Source organism: Shewanella sp. GD04112 (assembly GCF_029835735.1).
Classification (GTDB): domain Bacteria; phylum Pseudomonadota; class Gammaproteobacteria; order Enterobacterales; family Shewanellaceae; genus Shewanella.
In genome coordinates this window covers 3007524-3030003 of the sequence record NZ_JAOEAL010000001.1, presented here as the reverse complement: position 1 = coordinate 3030003, position 22480 = coordinate 3007524, and the positions used below count along the sequence as shown (strand labels likewise).

Sequence of the window (22480 nt, the reverse complement as noted above, 5' to 3'; positions counted from 1 at the left end):
TCCTAATGACGAGTCTGACGCTCGCGTTAGATGCGATGGGTGGCGATCATGGCCCCCACGTCACGGTGCCTGCAGCCTTGCGGGCACTAAAATCTCACTCTTCCCTTAAAATCATTTTAGTCGGCGATAAGACTGAAATTGATGTCTATCTGCGTCAAGCAGAACAACCGTTACTCTCACGTATTGAAGTCATTCACACCGATGAAGTGGTGAGTATGTCCGATAGACCCGTGCACGCTTTACGTACCCGCAAGAATAGTTCGATGCGCTTATCGATTGAACTGGTGCGTGACGGACGAGCTGCAGCCTGTGTAAGTGCGGGTAATACTGGTGCCTTGATGGCCATGGCCAAGGTGTTATTGAAGACCTTGCCCGGTGTAGACAGACCTGCGTTGGTCAGTTGTTTACCCTCGGTCACGCAAAAGCCAGTTTATTTATTGGACTTAGGTGCCAATATCTCCTGCGATTCAGAAACGCTTTTCCAATTTGCCGTGATGGGCTCTGTGCTGTGCGAGGCGGTGGATAAAAAATCCCGCCCTAAAGTTGCACTCCTTAATGTGGGTACAGAAGAAATCAAAGGCAACGATCAGGTTCAACAAGCGGCGCAAATACTGCAAAACACCGATCAGATTAATTACACCGGCTTTATCGAAGGTGATGAAATCTATTCGGGCAATGTGGATGTGATCGTTTGTGACGGTTTTGTGGGTAACATCACGCTCAAAACCTCTGAAGGCATTGCCAAGTTATTGGTTCATCAGTTAAAACGTGGCCTAATCCAAGGTTTCTTCGTGCGTTTTTTGGCAAAACTCATCGCCCCACGCATTCAGGCGGTCCTCAGCCAGATGAACCCCGACCACTATAATGGTGCAAGTCTGATAGGATTGCGCGGCATAGTTGTAAAGAGCCATGGAAATGCGGATGAAACTGCCTATTTACAAGCAATTAGTTTGGCAGTGACTGAAGCGCAACGTCGACTCCCCGAAATGATAAAAGATCGTTTGGAGTCGATTCTTTTAGATATAAATAACTGATTCCTCCTTATGCATACAAAAATTCTCGGAACTGGTAGTTACCTGCCAGTGCAGGTGCGTAGCAATCAAGATTTGGAAAAAATGGTGGAAACCAGTGACCAATGGATTGTTGAACGTACAGGTATTTCAGAGCGTCGCATCGCGGCGCAAGACGAAACTGTCTCAACTATGGGCTATCAGGCGGCATTAAAGGCGCTCGAAATGGCCGGCATAGAAGCATCAGAGTTAGATATGATCATTTGTGGCACCACCAGTGCGGCAAATGCGTTCCCTGCGGCGGCTTGCGAAATTCAAGCCATGCTCGGCGTACATACCATTCCAGCCTTTGATATTGCGGCGGCTTGTTCAGGTTTTGTGTATGCCTTATCCGTGGCGGACCAATTCGTTAAAAATGGTACCGCGAAAAAAGTCCTCGTGATTGGCGCCGACGTATTATCCCGTCTGTGTGAGCCAGAAGATCGCACTACTATTATCCTATTTGGTGATGGTGCAGGGGCGGCGGTTATCGGTGCTTCCGATGAGCCCGGGATTATTTCAACCCATATTTATGCCGATGGTCGTCAAGGTGACTTGCTTAAGTGCGCTTTCCCACCTCGTCAGGGGGAAACCTCTGAGGCGGTTGGCTTTATGACCATGAAAGGCAATGACGTCTTTAAAGTGGCAGTGACTCAGTTATCCCATGTCGTTACTGAAACATTGCGCCTGAATAATATCGATAAGTCGGAAATCGACTGGTTGGTTCCCCATCAGGCTAACTTCCGCATTATTAATGCCACAGCGAAAAAGCTAGATATGAGCTTAGATAAAGTGGTGTTAACCCTTGCTAAACACGGTAATACCTCGGCGGCTTCGGTACCGATTGCCTTAGACGAAGCCGTGCGTGATGGCCGGATCCAACGTGGCCAGCTATTGCTGCTTGAAGCCTTCGGTGCCGGTTTTGCGTGGGGCAGTGCGCTCGTCCGTTTTTAACCGTATCTGGATACGACTAAATTCCTAACTATCGTTATCTTGGTTTGCTGTCCAAGATAACGGTTTAGTGTTCAATAAATTAAGTTCGCCATAGGTAATTTGATATGGAAAATGTAGCTTTTGTATTCCCAGGCCAAGGTTCACAGGCCCTAGGCATGTTAGCCGAGCTGGCTGGTGCGCAGCCGATTGTGGGACAAACCTTTGCCGAAGCGAGTGAAGTGTTAGGGTATGATCTGTGGGCATTAGTGCAAGATGGCCCCGTTGAAACCTTAAATGAAACCGATAAAACCCAGCCTGCCTTATTAGCCGCAAGTGTGGCGATTTGGCGTGCCTATGTTGCTTCTGGCAAGGCCATGCCAGCGATGTTAGCGGGCCATAGCTTGGGTGAATATTCTGCATTAGTTTGTGCTGGTGTAATCGACTTTAAAGATGCGATCAAACTGGTTGAGCTCCGTGGTCAACTGATGCAGCAAGCCGTACCAGCCGGTACTGGCGCCATGTACGCGATTATCGGCCTGGATAATGACGGCATTGCTAATGCGTGTATTGAAGCCGCCCAAGGCGAAGTGGTGAGCCCTGTTAACTTTAACAGCCCAGGCCAAGTGGTTATCGCGGGTCAAAAAGAGGCGGTTGAACGTGCAGCTGCGGCCTGTAAAGCGGCGGGCGCCAAAATGGCGGTTGCGTTGCCTGTCAGCGTGCCATCACACTGCGCATTAATGAAACCTGCCGCTGATAAATTAGCCCTTGCGTTAAACGATGTACAGTTTAATGCGCCAAGCATCACTGTTATCAATAACGTGGATGTGGCATCACCCACTGCGGTTGCCGACATTAAAGATGCGCTGGTTCGTCAACTGTATTGCCCAGTGCGCTGGAGCGAAACCGTTGAATTAATGGCCGAAAAAGGTATTACACAGTTAGTTGAGTGTGGTCCTGGTAAAGTATTGACAGGTCTTGCGAAACGCATTAATAAATCTCTTTCTGCCCAAGCAGTTAATGACGTTGCATCCCTTGCCGCGTTAACTGAATAAGGAGTTTGTATGAGTATCAATCTGAGTTTAGCGGGCAAAGTTGCCTTAGTGACTGGCGCGAGCCGTGGTATTGGCCGTGCGATTGCTGAAACCTTAGTCGAAGCCGGTGCGATTGTGGTAGGAACTGCCACAAGTGAGAAGGGCGCCGCAGCAATTCAAGAATATCTGGGTGACAAAGGTTTTGGTTTAGTGCTTAATGTTACCGATAGTCAATCCGTCACCGATTTATTCGATTCGATCAAAGAAAAAGCGGGTGATGTTGATATTCTAGTCAACAACGCGGGTATCACCCGTGATAACTTGCTGATGCGAATGAAAGATGATGAATGGAACGATATCATCGATACCAACCTGACATCATTGTTCAGACTATCAAAACCTGTGATGCGTACCATGATGAAAAAGCGCTTCGGCCGGATCATCAATATCGGTTCAGTGGTAGGCACTATGGGCAATGCAGGTCAAGTTAACTACTCGGCAGCAAAAGCTGGTTTGATCGGATTTACAAAATCTCTTGCAAGAGAGGTTGCATCTCGTCAAATTACAGTTAATGCTATCGCTCCTGGATTTATCCAGACCGATATGACTGATGAGCTGACCGAAGATCAGCAAAAAGCTATCATGTCTCAGGTTCCGATGGAACGATTAGGGCAAGCGCAAGAAATTGCTAATGCCGTACTCTTCTTAGCGTCGGATTCTGCCGCTTATATCACAGGCGAGACCTTGCATGTGAATGGCGGAATGTACATGGTTTAAGGGCGGATGGCAGGGATACTGTCGCAACTGAGTAGTGATCTGTATCAATTGGTCGCTAAATTTCGTGGTTAGACCACGAAAACTAAGCTTGCATTGTCAGCCAAATCTAATAAACTACTCGCAATCTTACGCAAGTGCGTAATTTGAATAGGAAAGAAAACTAATGAGCAACATCGAAGAACGTGTAAAGAAAATCATTGTAGAGCAACTGGGCGTTAAAGAAGAAGACGTTAAACCAGCGGCATCTTTCGTTGACGATCTGGGTGCAGATTCTCTGGACACTGTTGAGTTGGTTATGGCTCTGGAAGAAGAGTTTGATACCGAGATCCCTGATGAAGAAGCTGAAAAGATCACTACTGTTCAAGCAGCGATCGATTACGTTTCTAAGAATCAGTAATTCTGAATTCTAGAGAACAGGCGGCAAATATGCCGCCTGTTTTTGTTTTAGCCCCGCCCAATTCTGCAATAGTGCCATTCAATCGTCTCTGGAACCTGTGTTGCATTTGTCCATGAGATGCTCGCCGCAGATTGGCGAAGACTCTTTATGATAGAAACACCATTGTCTGTCATAACCTTATCTATTTAGCATTAAAAGGTGACTGCCGTGTCTAAACGTCGTGTAGTGGTAACCGGTTTAGGGTTAGTAACTCCCGTGGGTAATACTGTCGATACTACTTGGAAGGCGCTGCTTTCGGGTAAGAGTGGTATTGCACCTATAACCAAATTTGATGCCAGCGAATTCACCACTCGTTTCAGTGGTTCTGTAAAAGATTTTGATGTTGAGCAGTACTTAACCAAGAAAGACGCCCGTAAAATGGACCTCTTTATTCAGTATGGTATGGCTGCTGGCATCCAAGCTATCCAAGACTCGGGTCTGGATATGAGCAAAGAAAACCCAGGCCGCGTCGGTACCGCTATCGGTGCGGGCATGGGCGGTATGTGGTTAATCGAACAAAACCACAGCGCGCTATTAAGCGGTGGCCCTCGTAAAATTTCGCCTTTCTTCGTGCCAAGCACCATTATCAACATGATTGCCGGCCATTTATCGATTATGTACGGTATGACTGGTCCTAACTTTGCCGTCACGACCGCTTGTACTACCGGTGTGCATAACATTGGTTTTGCGGCGCGTACTATTGCCTATGGCGATGCCGATGTGATGATCGCAGGCGGCGCCGAAGATGTGACTTGTCCATTAGGCGTAGGTGGTTTTGGCGCGGCCAAAGCCCTATCAACCCGTAACGATGACCCAACGGCGGCCAGTCGTCCGTGGGACAAAGACCGTGATGGTTTCGTCATCGGTGATGGCGCGGGTGTGATGGTGATGGAAGAATACGAACATGCTAAAGCGCGCGGTGCGACCATTTATGGTGAGCTCGTCGGCTTTGGTATGAGCGGTGATGCGTTCCACATGACATCGCCTCCAAGCGATGGTGCGGGCGCTGCGGCGGCTATGGTTAATGCGGTGAATGATGCCAAGTTGCCATTTGAGAAAATTGGTTATATCAATGCACACGGTACTTCAACGCCAGCGGGCGATAAAGCCGAAGCGGCAGCGGTGAAATCTGTATTTGGCGACCACGCTTATAATCTGCTAGTTAGTTCGACTAAGTCTATGACGGGTCATTTGCTGGGCGCTGCGGGGGCGGTTGAAGCGATTTTCACTTTGCTTGCGCTGCGCGATCAAGCCGTACCGCCGACCATCAACCTCGATAATCCAGACGAAGGTTGTGATTTAGACTTCGTGGCACACACTGCCCGCGATGTGAAGTTAGAGTATGCTCTGTGTAACTCCTTCGGTTTTGGTGGCACTAACGGTTCATTGCTGTTTAAGAAAGTCTAAATTGCGATAAGCTAGATAAAAAATGCGCCTATGGGCGCATTTTTTTATGCTCAAATTGTGCCGAATATCACTTTCTAACATGCTGATATCCTGAGGGTTAACCTTTGTTCATCCTACTTGTTTAATCTTACTTGGCGCCGATAATGACAGGCATACTCCGTCTAAAAGGAAGCTTGTCATGCTAAACCCTCTGGTGATCCCGCTTGTGCCTATCGTTGGGGCGGTAACCGCTAATTTAACCGAATTAATTCGAGGTGAATCTAAAGCTTGGCATCCTAATATGGATATCGGCATGAAGACCTTCACCTTTGCGATTGCGGCATATGTGCTGGTGTGGTTTGCCTTATTGGTGACCGCCATCAGCGTCGGTGGTAACAACCATTTATCGTCGGGATTTGAAGTGATTGGGCTGTTTCTATTTGGACTAGGGCTTTATACCTTTGGTGAAGGTACTCGCTTTGTTAGCAGCCAATTACAGCTGTGGTTGTATCGCTTAGCGTTGCCGGGATTATTACTCTCCTGTGGGCTGATAAGCTACTTTGGCTAAATCGGTTATCTTCGCCAAGACAATCGCAATTATCTTTACGCTATTGACCATTTCTATCGTAAACTCAACTTATTGCAAAATCATTGAGCCACAGAGGCTGAATAAGTTGAGGTTATATGGCTGGTATCGATAGACAAATTACCCTGAGATTTTTGTCTGAGCCTGCGGATGTGAATTTTGGTGGTAAGGTTCACGGTGGCGCTGTGATGAAATGGATTGACCTTGCGGCCTATGCCTGCGCTGCGGGTTGGAGTGGTAAATATTGCATTACCGCCTATGCGGGGGGGATCCGATTTGTACAACCGATCCTCGTGGGCAATATTGTTGAAGTCAGCGCTAAGGTGATTTATACCGGCAAGACCTCGATGCATATCGGTATTGATGTGCGGGCAGGGGATCCTAAGGTCTCTGAGCGCCATCTCACGACTCATTGTATCGTTATCATGGTTGCCGTGGATGAAAACGGACAACCGACACCCGTTCCTGAATGGGTGCCGCAGACTGAGCATGATATTCATCTGCGTGATTCTGCGCTGCGCTTAATGGAAATGCGCAAGAAAATTGGCGCCGAAATGGAAGCCCACGTGCAAAAGTGATTTTGGCTCGTGATAAAAAGCAAAGGCGCCAGTGTGCGCCTTTGTTGTTTCTGTCGAACACTGCGTTTGCTGCCGAGGGCATTTTTACTCTGACGCTTGCCTAAGCGAGTGCTACACTGCCGCCAGCGTTTTTTGCTACGGATTGACCCTTTAAGTTGAAACACTTGCTCGCATTTTTTTAGTTTAGGTCGGGTCTTTCTCGGAGTAACATAAGCGCGCATCCTGCGTGTCGTTAGTCCATTGTTGTCAACTCAGTGTTGTCAATTGAGTGATGTTAATGAACGCAGGGCAAATGTGTGGCGTAAAACGTTTCACCTTGTTTATCAATTAAAGGAATTCCTCATGGCAAAAGTCGCATTTATTGGTTTAGGCGTAATGGGTTATCCCATGGCAAGACACTTACTCAACAAGGGCCATGAGGTTACTGTGTATAACCGCACTTTTGCTAAGGCACAAACTTGGGTCGAGAATTACGGCGGTCGTTGCTGCCCAACACCCAAAGAAGCGGCTATTGGCCAAGATATTGTTTTTACCTGCGTAGGCAACGATAACGACTTGCGTGAAGTGGTATTAGGCAATGATGGCGTGATCCATGGCATGGCGCCAGGTACAGTACTAGTTGACCATACGACGGCTTCTGCCGATGTGGCCCGTGAATTACATAAAGTGCTGGCCGAAAAAGGCGTCGATTTTCTCGATGCGCCTGTATCGGGTGGCCAAGCTGGCGCCGAAAATGGCGTACTGACCGTGATGGTCGGTGGCGATCAAGCCGTGTTCGAGCGTGTTAAGCCCGTTATCGAAGCGTTTGCACGTTGTGCAGAGCGTTTAGGTGAGGTTGGTGCAGGCCAGCTCACTAAGATGGTCAACCAAATTTGTATCGCTGGTGTGGTTCAAGGCCTTGCCGAAGCACTGCAATTTGCCCGTAAGGCTGGTCTTGACGGTGAAAAAGTGGTTGAGGTGATCAGTAAAGGCGCGGCGCAAAGCTGGCAGATGGAAAATCGCTACAAAACCATGTGGGGACAGAGCTATGATTTTGGTTTTGCCGTCGATTGGATGCGTAAGGATTTAGGCATTGCCCTAGAAGAAGCTCGCCGCAATGGCTCGCACTTACCCTTAACCGCGCTAGTGGATCAGTTTTACTCAGAAGTTCAAGCCATGGGTGGCAATCGTTGGGATACTTCTAGCTTGTTAGCGCGTTTTGAGAAAAACACTAAATAGGCGGTGATTGCCAAATAGATTGCCATCGTGAATTTGATGGCATAAAAAAGCCCAGTCATGCACTGGGCTTTTGCATTGATGGGGGATAAAGACGGATTAGTCTGCCCAGCGAATATGGGTGACTAAACTGTGACTCTCGCCAGGAGCCAGCGTTAATTTATCTTCAAGCACATTGGCGGCTTCAAGACACACCATGGTCTGATAATCATCGTGATTAAAGCGGGCAAGGCGAGTCGATTTTTCAATCCAAGGGTTCCACAGTACGGCCGAGTGGCTATTTTCGCGGCTCACTTCAATCACACCTTGGGGCGTATGTAAGTGTTGAACTGGACCTAGGTTGGTGTAAACGCGGTCGGTTTCGCGGTCAAATAGCACATCATCTGTCGTTTGCGGATAAGGCCCTTCGGCAAACTCAATATATTGAGCGCCACTAAAACCAGTGGCTTTAAGCTGGTGAATATCTTCAATCGGAAAATAGCTGTGTAGTGCTTGGGTGAGCGTAACGGGCACATCGCCAAGGTTAGTATTAACTAAGCTGATACTTAAGGTTTCACCTAAGGTAAAGAGCACGTTGACTTGGGTATGGTGCGGCCAAAAGACCTTGTCTTCTTCGCTGATCGTTAAACTGAAACGCAAATCCACCAGTTGATTTCGCATCTCAACAGACTCGAGTGTCCAAATACGGGTGCGGGCAAACCCATGTTGTGGAAAATTAGCTTGATTGCTCATGCCAAACCAAGGCCAGCAGACGGGTACACCGCCACGGATCCCATTACCGGGTTGATAGTCATCCGCCGAAGACACCCACAACAGGGGCGGCTTACCTACGGGTTGAAAATGATCGATTTGCGCGCCCTGTAAAAAAATCCTTGCTTGGCATAACGCAGTGTTTACTTCGACATAATCGAGCCCGTTTGCGTGTTTTTTGGTGGTAACAGAACCCATAGTAACAATATCCTCAACCTGATGACGTATCAGCAATACAGACACTTAGCTTACAAACTTTTGCACTTGAGCATAAGCCTTTGTTGCGATCAATTTACGGTTTCGCTGTTCGATTGTGTAAACAAAAGTCATTGTGCCAAGGTCCAGATGCTTCCTTTTTCAACAGATTTAGCTAAAGTGGTCAGAGCACTGAGTTCATTGCCATAAAACAAGAAAGGGAAGCGATTATGCCAGTCTATCAAGCACCACTACGTGACTATCAATTTATCCTCGATGAAATGTTGCATATTTATCAGCAAGATGCTCTTAAAGGCTTCGATGAAATCGACCCTGATCTGGTCGATGCCATCCTACAAGGTATGGCGGATTTTAGTACTGAGGTGATGTTGCCGTTAAATAGCGTGGGGGATGTGCAGGGCTGCAAACTCGTGGATGGCAAAGTGGTTACCCCCGAAGGTTTTGCCGGCGCCTATCAGCAGTTTGTCGACAATGGCTGGCCAACACTGACCTGCGATCCCGCCTATGGCGGCCAAGGGTTACCCGAAGTGGTCGGCATTTTCGCCACCGAGATGCAAACCTCGACCAACATGGCCTTTGCCATGTATCCCGGCCTTACCCATGGCGCCTATGCGGCCATTCATGCCCACGGCAGTGAGGCGCTGAAACAAAAGTATTTAGCCAAATTAGTGAGTGGTGAATGGACTGGCACCATGAACCTAACCGAATCTCATGCTGGAACTGACTTAGCACTGCTGCGTACTAAGGCCGTTCCTGCAGCTGACGGCTACTTTGCCATCACTGGGGAGAAGATTTTTATCTCCTCGGGTGACCATCAATTTACCGATAACATAGTGCATTTGGTGCTAGCTCGCTTACCCGATGCCCCCGAAGGGGTGAAGGGGATTTCGCTGTTTGCCGTGCCCAAAGTGTTAGTCAACAGTGATGGTAGTTTAGGTGAGGCGAACAGCCTCTATGCTAGCGGCCTCGAGCACAAAATGGGGATCCACGGCAATTCAACCTGTGTGATGGTATTTGAGGGGGCACTCGGTGAGTTAGTCGGCGAACCCCACCAAGGGCTGCGCGCCATGTTTACCATGATGAACCAAGCGCGACTTGGTGTCGGGATGCAGGGATTAGGTGTGTCCGAAATCGCCTATCAAAATGCCTTGGCCTACGCCAAGGATAGATTGCAGAGCCGCGCCATCAGTGGGGCTAAAGCGCCCGAAAAAGCCGCCGATCCGATTTTGGTTCACGGTGATGTGCGCCGAATGTTGTTATCGCAAAAAGCCTTTAATGAAGGTGCCCGGGCACTCGTTGGTCAGCAGGCGCTGTGGCTCGATGAGGCAGAGCGCCATAGCGATCCTGCCAAAGCAAAAGTGGCTGCCCAATTAGCGGCGTTATTTACCCCTGTGGTGAAAGGCTTTATCACAAACCGTGGTTTTAACGCCTGTGTGGATGCACAGCAAGTATTTGGCGGCCATGGCTATATCCACGAGTGGGGCATGGAGCAATTCGTGCGTGATAGCCGTATCGCTTTGATTTATGAAGGCACAAATGGCATTCAGGCGCTCGATTTAGTTGGGCGTAAGCTGCTGAGCGATCGCGGCGCCGCCATGCAGCAATGGTCTGCGCTAGTGACTGAGTTTATTCAATCACAGGGCAAAGATCCGCAAATGCAGCCCTATATCAGTGGGCTAATGGATTGCGCCACCGATTTACAAAAGGCGAGCGGTTATTTAGCGACCCATGCGGCTAGCAATCCCGACATTATCGGCGCGGCATCGATGGCGTATCTCGAGTTATTTGGCATTACTGCCCTTGCCTGGATGTGGGCGCGTATGGCGAAGATTGCCCTGACTGCACTCGAAAATGGCACGCAAGAGTCCAATTTTTACCAAGCTAAACTGAAAACGGCGGACTTTTATATGGCGTATTGGGCCGTGCAGAGCCGCAGTCTGCGTAAACAGTTGGAGCAGGCGAGTGAGATGTTAACCACGCTCGATGAGGCGATTTTTTAAGTTTACCTTCAAAGTGTTACAACCAGTCAAAGCCAGCAGCGTGATGCTGGCTTTTTTATTAAGATGGCTTTTATTAAGCGCCATTCAGTAAGAGCTATGCACTAAGATCCATTCACTAGGAGCCATGCCGTTACATCCATACATTACGAGTGGACTCTCTTTACAATTGTTACAAATCCCGACCGATGTAAATTTAAATGAGAATTATTGTCATCTAATAATCAAACTTTATAATGACGGCACATTTTAGATGACATGGGTAAACCACAGGTTTGCTCAAGGTTGGGGGACTTTGTGAAATCACGTTTTGCCTATTCAATACTAACGCTTGCCCTGATGCCGCATTTGGTCTTTGCGGCTGCGCCTAACGCTCAAGAGCGTCAACCCGAACAAGAAAGTGTTTCAACGGCACAAGCCGCTATACAAACCAACACACAGGCCGAAGCACAAGCTGAGACTAAGGCGCCAGAGCGCATTGTTGTGCGCGGTCGCGCCATGCAAATGTATGTCGATAAAGAGACGGAAATCGGCACTAAAACGGCCATCAATGTGATGGAGCTGCCGCAGTCAGTACAAGTGCTGACCGAGCAACTGATTGACGATCAAGCCGCCCGCAATATTACTGACTTATACCGCTCCATTGCCGGTGTCAGTGAATTTAGCTATTCCGGCGTGACCTTTCGTGGCTTTCGCGACGATGCCAACGTGTTTTACGATGGCGTGCGTGGCGACCCGTATTCGGGATTTTCGGTGCCACAACTGTTCAACGTACAGCGGGTTGAAGTATTAAAAGGCCCTGCATCGGCACTCTATGGCGGTGGCGAACCCGGCGGCATGATTAACTATGTCACCAAAAAACCAACCTTTGTCGAGCGTAAAGAGCTCACCCTAAGCACGGGCAGCTACGACATGATGGGCGGCTCGCTGGATTTCACCGGCGGCTTAACCGAGGATTTAGCCTATCGATTGGGAGGCTATTATCAACAGGAAGATAGCTTCCGTAACAATGCCGATAGTTTAAATGCCGAAGTAGCAGGTGGCTTACTGTATGAAATCAGTGACGATACTAAGCTGACCACCACATTCGATCTGATAAGACAGGACTTGGGCGGTAATCGACTCCGTGGTGTACCCGTGGATGATGCGGGGAATTTCCTCGTTGACCCTTCCTACAATGCCAACGAGAAGAGCGACTTCCAGAAAATGGATGCCTTGGTGCTGCAAGCGATTCTCGATCATCAATTTAGTGATGATTTTTCGGTAAAAACTCAAATTCGTTATCTGAATAATGAATCCGATCAGCAATATCACGAATCCCGTGGCTGGGTCGATGTGAACGGTGATGGTAAGGCAAACAGCGCTGATGGCACCATCAAACGTGAATATCGTGTCCAATCCCGTGCCAATGACGAAATCAGTTTAACCAACGATTTTGTCTATCGCTTTAATGCCTTAGGTTTTGAGCATGAGTTCCTGTTTGGTGGTGATTATCACTACGTCGAAACCGAATACCATTACAAGTTGGCGACCAGCAAGGAAGGCGTGGGTAATCTCAATATCTTTGAGCTGAATTACGGAGAAACTAATCCGAGTACTTATCAGTTAAAAGACATGGATACCGACGGTACCCGCTCCAACCGTTTTGGCTTTTATCTGCAAGAACATCTGCATTTCAACGAGCAGTGGTCTTTAATTGCGGGTCTACGCTTTAGCCAGTTTGATGATTACGACAAAAAGACCGGATTCTCCTTTAGCGATAATGCCATTACCCCAAGGGCTGGGCTGAATTATCGTCCAATCGAATCTATGTCTTTCTATTTGAACTACTCAGAGAGTTTCAATCCGGCATCATTGTCGGATCAAGAGAGCATTAAAAGTGACGGCGCACTCGATCCCGAAACTGGTAATCAAATAGAACTCGGGATGAAAAACGAGTGGCTTGATGGCCAGTTTATGACCACGCTCGCACTCTATCGCATTGAAAAACAAAATGTTGCTCAGGCAAACCCTCTAGATACCGGCGATGACGATGGTATTCCTAACTTAGTCAATTTAGGCGAAGTACGCAGCCAAGGGGTGGAATGGACGCTGGTGGGCGATCTCACTGATAATCTTACCGTGACGGCCAACTATGCCTATAACGATACCGAAGTGATTAAAGGTGTGACCAACGACAGTTTGACCAACACCTTTGGCGACGGCAAACACTTTGCCAATGCGCCGCGTCATCAAGCAGGTTTATGGACGCGTTACGATATTCAAGCGATTGATTCGGCCATTGCTTTTGGGATGGACTATGTGGGCGAGCAATTTAGCCTCAATGGTCAAACGGTGAAACCCCATACAGTGTTTGATATGAGCTGGACGACCCAATGGGATCAAACCCAAGTGCGCGTAAATCTGAAGAATATCTTCGACAAGGAATATGCTGTTAGCGGATTTAGTGAGCGCAATGGCCATTTCCCCGGTGAGCCGCGTAATGTCACCCTCGAATTGACCCATAAGTTCTAGGGTAAAGCTTCCAAGTGTCATCTATGCCCGCGTGATGATTCGCGGGCATAGATTGCTTGCTAAGCAATTGTATCTAAGGATAAATTTAACTATACCTTTTAATGTGCATTAGCGTTTTAGCATTGCTGCTAACCATGTCATGATCCGAATGAAAGGCTTCTAATATTTTATTTATCGATTACAACGATAGATTCTATCCGTTTTTGACTGTGACAATCTTTGTTTAGACTGAGCTTATCTATTCTCCATTGCGTCTTTATTGCGATAAGGTCAGTTATGCCGCCCATTAGCCATTTATCTTCTGCCTCTCAATCTGTTACCGCGCCGAAAGTGGCGTTAATTGCAGAAGGCGGTGGCCAGCGTGGCATTTTTACCGCAGGCGTACTCGATGCTTGGCTTGAGGCGGAGTTCGACCCCTTCGATTTATTGATTGGTACCTCAGCAGGCTCGCAAAACTTGACCAGTTTTTTAGCCAGACAAAAGGGTTACGCCAAAAAACTCATCCGAGGGCTAACGCGCCATAAACGCTTTTATCAACTAGGACGCGGTTTGATTGGTGCCAACGTTATCGATCTTGACTGGTATTTTGAGCAGACTCAGCGTGGCAGCTTTAAGCTGGATTTAGCTGCGGCGAGTCAATCCCTCAATGGGCGAGAACTCCTTATTACGACTACACGAGTGTCTGATCGCCAAGGGTATTTCTTGAGTCCAACCAGTCATGAGCACTGGCGTGAACTACTCAAAGCCTCTAGCGCCTTGCCTTTTTTATATAAACAGGGGGTCAAGTTAACGCCTTGGTTAGGGATTGAATCTGCTAATCATGTTGAAGCGACACTCGAACCCGAGCAAGACTTTTACCTCGATGGCGGTTTAGCGGCGCCGCTGCCCGTGCGAGAGGCGTACAAACGGGGCGCCCGTAAAATTGTGGTCGTGAGAACAGTCAATGAGGACTTTCAAGCCCAATCGGCTTGGGTACATAAGCTTAAATCGTGGATCTGTGTCTCTGGCTTTTGCCCTAAGACCATTGATTACTTAGTGCAGCATGAAGAAGCCTATCAGGCCGAGTTAGACTTTATTGCCAATCCTCCCGATGATGTTGAAATTGTGCAGATTTTTGCGAAGGCGCCATTACAGAGCAAGCTGTTAGGCAGTACAGATGTGGATTTACGCATTGATTATCAGCAAGGGATAAAGGCGGGGAAGGCGTTTCTTGCAACGTCTTCTGGGCAAATTGCCAAGGCTAAAGATGCGACGCCCGTTGCACCGCTGGCGATATCGGCCTAGGTTATTTGTTCGATCTCAAGGTGATATTTCAAAGCAGCATTTATGTTTGGCGCCATGTGGTCAAGCTAAATCCAAGTCTTAAAGAGTTAGATAGTTAAAGATAAAAGCCACCCTAGGGTGGCTTTTATCTTGATGGCATGCGTCAGCGATTAATAGCTGGCGGCATGCACTGAGCGTACGGCGCGGCCAGAGGGGTCGATAATGCCACGTAGGCTTTCATCCCATGCCAGCGCTTCTGGAGTAGAGCAGGCGACCGACTTGCCACCGGGAACCGTTTCGGCGGCGCTTGGCAATGGATAATGCTCCTCAAAGAAACAACGGTAGAAATAGGCTTCCTTGGTTTCTGGCGTGTTGTACGGGAAGCGGAACTTCGCGTTAGCCAGTTGTAAGTCGTCGACTTGCTCAGCAGCATGGGCCTTTAAACCATCAATCCAAGAGTAACCCACGCCATCGCTGAATTGCTCCTTTTGACGCCAGGCGACTTCTTTTGGCAGTTTATGCTCAAAGGCTTGGCGCAGAATGTGTTTCTCAATGCGGCCATCCTTAGACATTTTTGCCTCGGGGTTGATGCGCATCGCCACATCCATAAATTCCTTATCGAGGAAAGGCACACGGGCTTCGAGTCCCCACGCCGCCATGGCTTTGTTGGCGCGCAGACAGTCGAACAGATGCAGTTTATCCAGTTTACGCACGAGTTCTTCATGGAAGGCCTGCGCGTTTGGTGCCTTATGGAAGTACAAGTAACCGCCAAAGAGTTCGTCGGCACCTTCACCCGATAACACCATTTTAATGCCCATCGCTTTGATTTTACGCGCCATCAGGTACATAGGTGTCGCGGCACGAATGGTGGTCACATCATAGGTTTCTAAGTGGTAGATGACTTCTTTAATCGCATCTAAACCCTCTTGGAAGGTAAAGTTGATCTCGTGGTGAATGGTACCAATCGCATCGGCGACCTTCTTAGCGGCGGCTAAATCCGGCGCGCCTTTTAACCCTACGGCAAAGGAGTGCAGCTGTGGCCACCAAGCGCCACTTTGATCGTCATCTTCAATACGGCGCTTGGCAAAGGTTTGGGTAATGGCTGAGATCACCGAGGAATCTAAACCGCCAGACAACAACACGCCGTAGGGCACGTCGGACATCAATTGGCGCTTAACGGCGGCTTCGAGGGCATCACGTAATTCTTCTTGGCTGGCGCCGTTATCTTTCACTGCATCAAAGCTCTGCCAATCGCGAGTGTAGTATTGCACTGGCTCACCGATGCTTGAGTACAGATATTGCCCTGGCTGGAATTCGGCCACGGTTTTACAGACAGGCATCAGTGCCTTCATTTCGGAGGCGACATAGAAGTTACCCGCCGCATCACGCCCTGTGTACAGTGGGATAATGCCCATATGATCGCGGCCAATAAGGTAGGCGTCTTTGGCTTTATCGTAGAGTACGAAGGCGAAAATACCGTTTAATTTATCAAGGAATTCAGTGCCATATTCTTGATATAGCGCCAAGATCACTTCGCAGTCAGAGTTGGTTTGATAGCTGTATTTATCGCCGAGTTGGGCTTTGAGTTCTTTATGGTTGTAGATCTCACCGTTTACCGCGAGGATAAGGCTGCCGTCTTCGGTTAGCAGTGGCTGCGCACCGTGTTCAATATCGACAATCGCCAAGCGCTCATGGGCCAAAATCGCTTTGTCGCTGGCGTAAATGCCTGACCAATCGGGGCCGCGATGGCGCATCAGTTTGGACATTTCCAGTGCCACTTGGCGCAGCTCTTTCGCATCGGATTGAATATCTAAAATTGAAAAAATCGAACACATAATGCAACTCCTAAACCGCTATATTTCATTTGAGGATGTCTCAATTGAGTATCAATGTGCCAGCAATTCGGGATTTTGCCAAACATTATTTTTGACGATTCGTTTGATTTTAGGTGTTTTAAGTGAGTTTGCTGTATCTTTAAAATGCTTTTAATTGGTTTTTATTTAATTTATTTCGAATTTTTATGAATAAAGTGTTTTTGCTTGTGGGTTGCCAAGCGGGATATTGGTAAATACGTAATGTTGACTCAAGAAAATCCGTTTTTAGGAAAATAATCATAAATGTGAGCAAGATAGTGATCCAATCGCAAGTGTTGCTGATTTAATAAACAGTTTATCGGCGGTCAATGCGCGTGTTGCTACAGTCAAGGTCAAACTAAAGTGGGGCGGCTGGTAAAATAATAAGGCACCTCTCAAGGTGCCTTATAGGGATGTTTTAGCGATGAATCGCTTTACTTAAGTGTTTACTTTGCGGCCGTGGCAAGTTCCGTTTTGGCAGGACGCAGGCTGTTGAACTCAGTGCCTTGATAATAGCCTGGCCAATCTTGGCTGTTACCTAAGGTGCGAGTCACCTGATAGTAAACTTCGAGATCTTGAATCGCACCGCTCAGATCCCAGTCTTCATGGTATTCATCGCAGACATTGTGGTAGCAGCCCTTCATGGTCGCCTGCATCTGAGTCTTATAGCTTGCTGTTGCGGCATCTAGGGGCTCGCTGCCGCCACCAGCAAAGACCGCAGGCACGCCAAGTTTGGCAAAGCTGAAGTGATCAGAGCGGAAGAAACCGCCCGACGCAGGATTCTTTTCACCCAAAGCAATACGGTTTTGCAGTTTGGCGGCATCGACTAAGTAGTTCTCAAGCTCAGACTTACCTTTACCGACGATAGTGAAGTCCTTGGTTTTTCCATAGATATTGGTGCTATCTAAGTTGAGCACTGCCACTGTTTTATCAATGGGATAGATTGGGTTGGCAGCGTAATAGCGTGAGCCGAGTAAACCTTGCTCTTCACCTGTCGTCGCGATAAAGGTCACCGAGCGCGCTAAGCCGTGGCCCTGTTTGGCGTTATCGGCCAGTTGTCTGGCGATTTCTAAAATGCCCGCAATGCCCGATGCGTTGTCCATAGCACCATTGTAAATCTTATCGCCTTCTTTACTGTCATCTTTGCCAATATGGTCCCAGTGGCCAGTAAATAGGATTTGCTCATCGGCTTGCTTAGTGCCGGGAAGGGTGGCGACCACGTTATAGCTGTTGGCGTATTCGGCTTTGTTTTTAAAGGCGATGTTGGCCGTTTGCTCAAGGGGTAAGTTAATCGGGCTATCGGCGGCGCGCGCCATCAGCGTTGGTAGGGATAAACCTGCTTTTTCAAATAATTGTGTTGCAGCATCTAAGGTTAACCAGCCTTCGACTTGCACGCGACTGTCTTGCTCGGCTTTGCTGAGGACTAAATCTTGCTGCGCGCCAGTCCAGCTGTTTTCAACCACGGACCAAGGATAAGAAGCAGGCTCGGTATCGTGAATGATCAATGCGCCGAGCGCACCTTGGCGGCTCGCTTCTTCAAATTTGTAGCTCCAGCGACCATAGTAGGTCATGGCTTTACCGTTAAACTTACCTGAGTCAGGGCGGGCAAAACCGGGATCGTTCACTAAGATCACCGCAATTTTGCCTTTCATATCCACATCTTGGTAATCGTTCCAGCCATATTCAGGTGCATTCACACCGTAGCCAACAAACACTAAGGGCGCGTTTTCGATATTGACGCCGCCATTATCGTGACGACTGTTTAAGACGATATCTTTGCGAAAGGTTAACGGCAATCCTGCCAAGCTGATTTGCTGCGCATCGTAGGCGGTATAACTCACCATAGGTACTGGTTGTAAAAAACTGCCTTGATAGGCGCCTTTGAGTCCCATTTCGGCAAAGGCCTTAGATAGGTAGTCTAAGGTGAGCTTTTCACCGTGGGTAGTGGGGGCGCGGCCTTCAAACTCATCGGAGGAAAGGTTTTTAATATCGTTTCTAAAGCGTGCTTCATTCATTTGCACGGGTTTCAGTGCTGTACTGCTGTTGGCATCGGGCTGGGCCGAATTAGGGCTGCAGGCGCTGAGCATGGCTAGCGCGCAGACAGGATACAAACGTCGCATAGGTTAATCCTACTGTTGTTTTTAGGGCGTATTTCACGCATATATCAAAGGAGTATGTCGCGCCTTATCATGAAGCAAGCGCTACTGGGGAACAAGGGAGAGCCAAGGGGAAAAATGTTACTTAATGTTGCTTTACCGTATCGAGTCTGTTGTGGTTCTCAGCACGCTAAGGTGCTGAGAATCGGGCGATTTAAGGATTAAACTACATCAATATCGCCGGCGCAGGCGAATACATGATTGGGGCGGAAAGGCTCTTTATCGATATCTTCAAGCTTACTTACGCCGCTGGTAACCAGAATGGTCTCAAGCCCCGCTTGAAACCCCGCCAGAATATCGGTACGCATATTGTCGCCAATGATCACGGTATTTTCGGAGTGACCGTCGATATGGTTGAGCGCCGAGCGAATAATCCACGAGCTGGGCTTGCCCACATAAAAGGGCTTTTTGCCAGTAATGCGCTCTATTGGAGAACACAGGGCGCCGCATGCTGGACTGTAAGCGGGGCCGTGAGTGTCGGGATTGGTGGCGATAAAACGGGCACCGCGGGCGACGAATCCGGCGGCCTTATGGATCATATCCCAGTTATAGGAGCGGGTTTCACCCACAATCACGAAGTCGGGATTAATGTCGGTAATGGTAAAGCCAGCCTTGTAGAGCTCATGGGTGAGGGCGCCTTCGCCAATCACAAAGGCTTTACTGCCTTCTTGATGCTTTAAAAAATCGGCGGTGGCCATGGCCGAGGTGTAAAAACATTCTTCAGGTACGTCTATCCCGGCGGCGCTGAGGCGGTTTTGCAGATCTTTACCCGTTTGTACTGGGTAATTGGTCAGAATAACGAGGGGATTGCCTTGGTCGAGAACGCGGTGGATAAATTTATCACTGCCGGGGATCAGCTTATTGTCGTGCAGGAGTACACCATCGATATCGCAGATAATATTTTTCATCTAATAGTCTCTTGTATGCCGAACAAAATCACTTTTCGTTAGCTTATCTAATGCCACATTAGGCGAGAAAACAATGATTTTGTATGACAAGACGAAAAAAAAGAGACCCTTAAGGTCTCTTTTTTCGCGAGGCTGTGTTTAATCGGGGGCGTAGCCGTTAGGTCCGATTAAGGTGCCATCGAGATAGGCTTGGCCGTCCTGCATCTTGAGGCGTTGATGGCTGAACCATTTCACCACCAAAGGATAAATCGCATGCTCTTGCTCATGGACACGAGCGGCGAGCATCTCAGCGGTATCATCCTCATAAACAGGGACTTTTGCCTGTAAAATCACTGGGCCTGCATCCAGCTCTGGGGTGACAAAATGCACACTGGCGCCATGTTCAGTGTCTTTGGCATCAATGGCGCGCTGGTGGGTGTTTAATCCGGTATATTTAGGCAGCAATGAAGGGTGGATATTGATCATGCGTCCTAAGTAACGATTCACAAAATCGTTGGTCAGAATACGCATAAATCCGGCCAACACGATCAAATCGGGTTGGTACTTTTCAATTGTTGCCATTAACCGTGCATCGTAATCAGAGCGAGATTCACCTGAATGAGCAATCACGCAGCTGGTATCAATTTCACTATGATGGGCGCGAATTAAACCGTAGGCATCGGGTTTATTACTGATCACTCCGACAACTTCGGCCTGCAGATTATCGTCACAACCGTCGATAACGGCTTGCAGGTTACTGCCATTTCCGGAAATTAATACAACTACACGACAGCTTTGGGGCATTACAGGATCTCCACTTGCTCTTCATTGCCTTCGCGAGCAGCGATAGCACCGATTAGCCAAGCTTGTTCGCCTTCGGCGGCGAGCAGTGCCAGTGCGGCATCGACCTTATCGGCTGGCAGCGCAACGATCATGCCGACACCACAGTTAAAGGTGCGGTACATTTCATATTCTGCAATGTTACCGTTTTCCATTAACCAATTGAAAACGGCAGGCCATTGCCATGAATCACCTTGGATAACGGCTTTGCAGTTTTCAGGCAGTACGCGGGGGATATTTTCCCAGAAACCGCCGCCAGTGATGTGCGCCATTGCGTGCACGTCTGATGCTTCGATCAGCTTGAGCAATGATTTAACGTAAATTTTGGTTGGTTCTAACAGATGTTGGATCAATGGCTTGCCATTGAGATCCTGTTGAGGGTCCGCTTGGCTGACTTCTAATACTTTACGAACTAATGAGTAGCCATTTGAATGAGGACCGCTTGAGGCTAAGGCGATCAGCGCATCACCCGCAGCCACTTTACTCCCGTCAATGATGTCGGCCTTTTCAACCACGCCCACACAGAAACCTGCGAGGTCGTAATCTTCGCCTTCATACATGCCTGGCATTTCAGCGGTTTCACCGCCGATTAACGCACAACCAGATTGGAAACAACCTTCGCCGATGCCGTTAACAACAGAGGTTGCTGTTTCTACATCTAGCTTGCCTGTTGCGTAGTAATCGAGGAAAAACAACGGCTCAGCACCTTGAACGATCAAGTCGTTCACACACATAGCCACTAAGTCGATACCGACTGTGTCGTGTTTTTTGTAATCGATAGCTAAACGCAATTTAGTACCAACACCATCGGTGCCTGACACTAAAACAGGTTGCTTGTATTTAGTGGGTAATTCACACAATGCGCCAAAACCACCTAAGTTGCCCATTACCTCTGGACGACGGGTACGTTTAACAGCCGCTTTAATGTTACTTACCAGTGCATTACCAGCATCAATATCAACGCCAGCGTCTTTATAGCTCAGTGGGGTAGGAGTGCTCACGGAGGATCCTCTCGGGTACATCGTTATTGGATTTTTATGCGGCGGTATTCTACCAGCTTGTGCTAGGGGTCGAAAGCCATGATTTGGATTTATCGCCTTGCGGGGAGTATTTTTAGCTTCACAGGGGGATATTTCACATTTTCTATCCTGCGATTGGTCATAAAATAGTAGATGAATGGGCGTATCTTAAGCGATAGGCAATAATTCTTGGGATATTGCTCACGATTAGCTCGAATGGCAAAACTTTATGTTTTACCCAATAAACAAATCATCTAAAATCTGAAAAATTTGCCTAAGATATTTCGCGAACAACAGTAGGAGAGAAAAATGAAAGTTGTCGAGGTTAAACACCCGTTAGTGCGTCACAAAATCGGCCTGATGCGTGAAGGTGACATTAGCACTAAACGTTTCCGCGAGCTAGCCGCCGAAGTGGGCAGCTTGTTAACCTATGAAGCTACCGCAGATTTCGAAACCGAAACTGTTACGATTGAAGGCTGGAATGGTCCAGTTGAAGTGGATCAGATCAAGGGCAAAAAAGTGACTGTTGTGCCAATCCTGCGTGCGGGTTTAGGTATGATGGACGGTGTACTTGAGCATATTCCAAGTGCGCGTATTTCGGTTGTAGGTATCTACCGCGACGAAGAAACCTTAGAGCCAGTGCCATATTTTGAAAAGCTGGCCAGCGATATGAACGAGCGTATTGCACTGATCGTTGACCCTATGCTGGCAACCGGCGGCTCTATGATTGCGACGATCGATCTGCTGAAAAAACGCGGTTGTACGTCAATTAAAGCCCTAGTGTTAGTCGCTGCGCCTGAAGGGATTAAAGCCCTTGAAGCGGCTCACCCAGATGTAGAGCTGTATACTGCCGCTATCGACAGATGCTTAAACGAGAAAGGCTATATTCTGCCTGGTTTAGGCGATGCCGGTGATAAAATCTTCGGTACTAAATAAAAACGAGATGACTTAACCGTCATTAAGATTCGATAGGGGAGCTTAGGCTCCCTTTTTG

At 48.2% G+C, this 22480-nt stretch carries 19 protein-coding genes; 13 read left to right on the top strand and 6 right to left on the bottom strand.

Annotated features, from left to right (window positions below):
* Positions 1-5 precede the first annotated feature (5 nt).
* The 9 genes from plsX (at position 6) to N7386_RS13420 (ending at position 7994) form a co-directional block, all read left to right on the top strand.
* Positions 6-1034 (top strand): phosphate acyltransferase PlsX, encoded by a 1029-nt coding sequence (gene plsX / locus N7386_RS13460; protein ID WP_279768997.1) that lies wholly within the window; start codon positions 6-8, stop codon positions 1032-1034.
* A gap of 9 nt (positions 1035-1043) precedes the next feature.
* A complete protein-coding gene (locus N7386_RS13455) occupies positions 1044-2003 on the top strand; it encodes a beta-ketoacyl-ACP synthase III (RefSeq protein WP_011626536.1) in 960 nt (319 codons plus the stop codon).
* 104 nt (positions 2004-2107) lie between these two features.
* Positions 2108-3034 (top strand): ACP S-malonyltransferase, encoded by a 927-nt coding sequence (gene fabD / locus N7386_RS13450; protein ID WP_011623153.1) that lies wholly within the window; start codon positions 2108-2110, stop codon positions 3032-3034.
* A gap of 9 nt (positions 3035-3043) precedes the next feature.
* The gene (gene fabG, locus N7386_RS13445) at positions 3044-3790 is read left to right on the top strand and encodes a 3-oxoacyl-ACP reductase FabG (RefSeq protein ID WP_011623152.1); all 747 of its coding nucleotides are present in this window, start codon (positions 3044-3046) and stop codon (positions 3788-3790) included.
* A 163-nt stretch (positions 3791-3953) separates the two neighbouring features.
* Entirely contained in the window at positions 3954-4187 is a 234-nt protein-coding gene (acpP, locus tag N7386_RS13440; protein ID WP_006081231.1) for an acyl carrier protein, read from the top strand.
* Positions 4188-4394: 207 nt separating this feature from the next.
* Positions 4395-5633 carry a beta-ketoacyl-ACP synthase II gene (gene fabF, locus N7386_RS13435; protein WP_126511535.1) on the top strand — a complete coding sequence of 413 codons (1239 nt, stop codon included), beginning with the start codon at positions 4395-4397 and terminating at the stop codon, positions 5631-5633.
* 178 nt (positions 5634-5811) lie between these two features.
* Positions 5812-6180, top strand: a complete 369-nt coding sequence (locus N7386_RS13430) for a hypothetical protein (protein WP_279768990.1) — start codon at positions 5812-5814, stop codon at positions 6178-6180.
* A 116-nt stretch (positions 6181-6296) separates the two neighbouring features.
* Entirely contained in the window at positions 6297-6776 is a 480-nt protein-coding gene (locus N7386_RS13425) for an acyl-CoA thioesterase (RefSeq protein WP_011623149.1), read from the top strand.
* A gap of 342 nt (positions 6777-7118) precedes the next feature.
* Positions 7119-7994, top strand: coding sequence for an NAD(P)-dependent oxidoreductase (locus N7386_RS13420; RefSeq protein WP_099458277.1), 876 nt, complete (start codon positions 7119-7121; stop codon positions 7992-7994).
* Between the two features lie 96 nt (positions 7995-8090).
* Here N7386_RS13420 and N7386_RS13415 read toward each other — a convergent pair whose 3' ends face one another.
* The gene (locus tag N7386_RS13415; protein ID WP_279768985.1) at positions 8091-8939 is read right to left on the bottom strand and encodes a D-hexose-6-phosphate mutarotase; all 849 of its coding nucleotides are present in this window, start codon (positions 8937-8939) and stop codon (positions 8091-8093) included.
* 227 nt (positions 8940-9166) lie between these two features.
* Here N7386_RS13415 and N7386_RS13410 point away from each other — a divergent pair, with 227 nt between their 5' ends.
* From N7386_RS13410 to N7386_RS13400, 3 genes are all read left to right on the top strand, one after another.
* Positions 9167-10957, top strand: a complete 1791-nt coding sequence (locus N7386_RS13410) for an acyl-CoA dehydrogenase C-terminal domain-containing protein (RefSeq protein ID WP_279768983.1) — start codon at positions 9167-9169, stop codon at positions 10955-10957.
* Positions 10958-11251: 294 nt separating this feature from the next.
* The gene (locus N7386_RS13405) at positions 11252-13468 is read left to right on the top strand and encodes a TonB-dependent siderophore receptor (RefSeq protein WP_279768981.1); all 2217 of its coding nucleotides are present in this window, start codon (positions 11252-11254) and stop codon (positions 13466-13468) included.
* Between the two features lie 276 nt (positions 13469-13744).
* Positions 13745-14752, top strand: a complete 1008-nt coding sequence (locus N7386_RS13400; RefSeq protein ID WP_011717456.1) for a patatin family protein — start codon at positions 13745-13747, stop codon at positions 14750-14752.
* 149 nt (positions 14753-14901) lie between these two features.
* Here N7386_RS13400 and asnB read toward each other — a convergent pair whose 3' ends face one another.
* The 5 genes from asnB to purM form a co-directional block, all read right to left on the bottom strand.
* Positions 14902-16566, bottom strand: a complete 1665-nt coding sequence (gene asnB / locus N7386_RS13395; RefSeq protein WP_011717455.1) for an asparagine synthase B — start codon at positions 16564-16566, stop codon at positions 14902-14904.
* Between the two features lie 464 nt (positions 16567-17030).
* Positions 17031-18704 carry a M28 family metallopeptidase gene (locus tag N7386_RS13390; protein ID WP_011717454.1) on the bottom strand — a complete coding sequence of 558 codons (1674 nt, stop codon included), beginning with the start codon at positions 18702-18704 and terminating at the stop codon, positions 17031-17033.
* Between the two features lie 197 nt (positions 18705-18901).
* Positions 18902-19648: an HAD-IIA family hydrolase gene (locus N7386_RS13385; RefSeq protein ID WP_011626525.1), complete on the bottom strand. Its 747-nt coding sequence runs from the start codon at positions 19646-19648 to the stop codon at positions 18902-18904.
* Positions 19649-19786: 138 nt separating this feature from the next.
* Positions 19787-20431, bottom strand: a complete 645-nt coding sequence (gene purN / locus N7386_RS13380) for a phosphoribosylglycinamide formyltransferase (protein WP_011623140.1) — start codon at positions 20429-20431, stop codon at positions 19787-19789.
* Entirely contained in the window at positions 20431-21468 is a 1038-nt protein-coding gene (gene purM, locus N7386_RS13375) for a phosphoribosylformylglycinamidine cyclo-ligase (RefSeq protein WP_011623139.1), read from the bottom strand. The genes purN and purM overlap by 1 nt, the downstream gene beginning before the upstream one ends.
* Before the next feature lie 327 nt (positions 21469-21795).
* On the opposite strand from purM, the gene upp reads away from it, so the two are divergent.
* Positions 21796-22422: a uracil phosphoribosyltransferase gene (upp, locus tag N7386_RS13370; protein WP_011717453.1), complete on the top strand. Its 627-nt coding sequence runs from the start codon at positions 21796-21798 to the stop codon at positions 22420-22422.
* The last annotated feature ends 58 nt before the right edge of the window (positions 22423-22480 follow it).

Bases quoted from the DNA above. Each gene is read 5' to 3' on its own strand.
- plsX (WP_279768997.1), top strand. From the start codon at position 6: ATGACGAGTCTGACGCTCGCGTTAGATGCGATGGGTGGCGATCATGGC.
- N7386_RS13455 (WP_011626536.1), top strand. From the start codon at position 1,044: ATGCATACAAAAATTCTCGGAACTGGTAGTTACCTGCCAGTGCAGGTG.
- fabD (WP_011623153.1), top strand. From the start codon at position 2,108: ATGGAAAATGTAGCTTTTGTATTCCCAGGCCAAGGTTCACAGGCCCTA.
- fabG (WP_011623152.1), top strand. From the start codon at position 3,044: ATGAGTATCAATCTGAGTTTAGCGGGCAAAGTTGCCTTAGTGACTGGC.
- acpP (WP_006081231.1), top strand. From the start codon at position 3,954: ATGAGCAACATCGAAGAACGTGTAAAGAAAATCATTGTAGAGCAACTG.
- N7386_RS13430 (WP_279768990.1), top strand. From the start codon at position 5,812: ATGCTAAACCCTCTGGTGATCCCGCTTGTGCCTATCGTTGGGGCGGTA.
- N7386_RS13425 (WP_011623149.1), top strand. From the start codon at position 6,297: ATGGCTGGTATCGATAGACAAATTACCCTGAGATTTTTGTCTGAGCCT.
- N7386_RS13420 (WP_099458277.1), top strand. From the start codon at position 7,119: ATGGCAAAAGTCGCATTTATTGGTTTAGGCGTAATGGGTTATCCCATG.
- N7386_RS13415 (WP_279768985.1), bottom strand. From the start codon at position 8,939: ATGGGTTCTGTTACCACCAAAAAACACGCAAACGGGCTCGATTATGTC.
- N7386_RS13410 (WP_279768983.1), top strand. From the start codon at position 9,167: ATGCCAGTCTATCAAGCACCACTACGTGACTATCAATTTATCCTCGAT.
- N7386_RS13400 (WP_011717456.1), top strand. From the start codon at position 13,745: ATGCCGCCCATTAGCCATTTATCTTCTGCCTCTCAATCTGTTACCGCG.
- asnB (WP_011717455.1), bottom strand. From the start codon at position 16,566: ATGTGTTCGATTTTTTCAATTTTAGATATTCAATCCGATGCGAAAGAG.
- N7386_RS13390 (WP_011717454.1), bottom strand. From the start codon at position 18,704: ATGCGACGTTTGTATCCTGTCTGCGCGCTAGCCATGCTCAGCGCCTGC.
- N7386_RS13385 (WP_011626525.1), bottom strand. From the start codon at position 19,648: ATGAAAAATATTATCTGCGATATCGATGGTGTACTCCTGCACGACAAT.
- purN (WP_011623140.1), bottom strand. From the start codon at position 20,431: ATGCCCCAAAGCTGTCGTGTAGTTGTATTAATTTCCGGAAATGGCAGT.
- upp (WP_011717453.1), top strand. From the start codon at position 21,796: ATGAAAGTTGTCGAGGTTAAACACCCGTTAGTGCGTCACAAAATCGGC.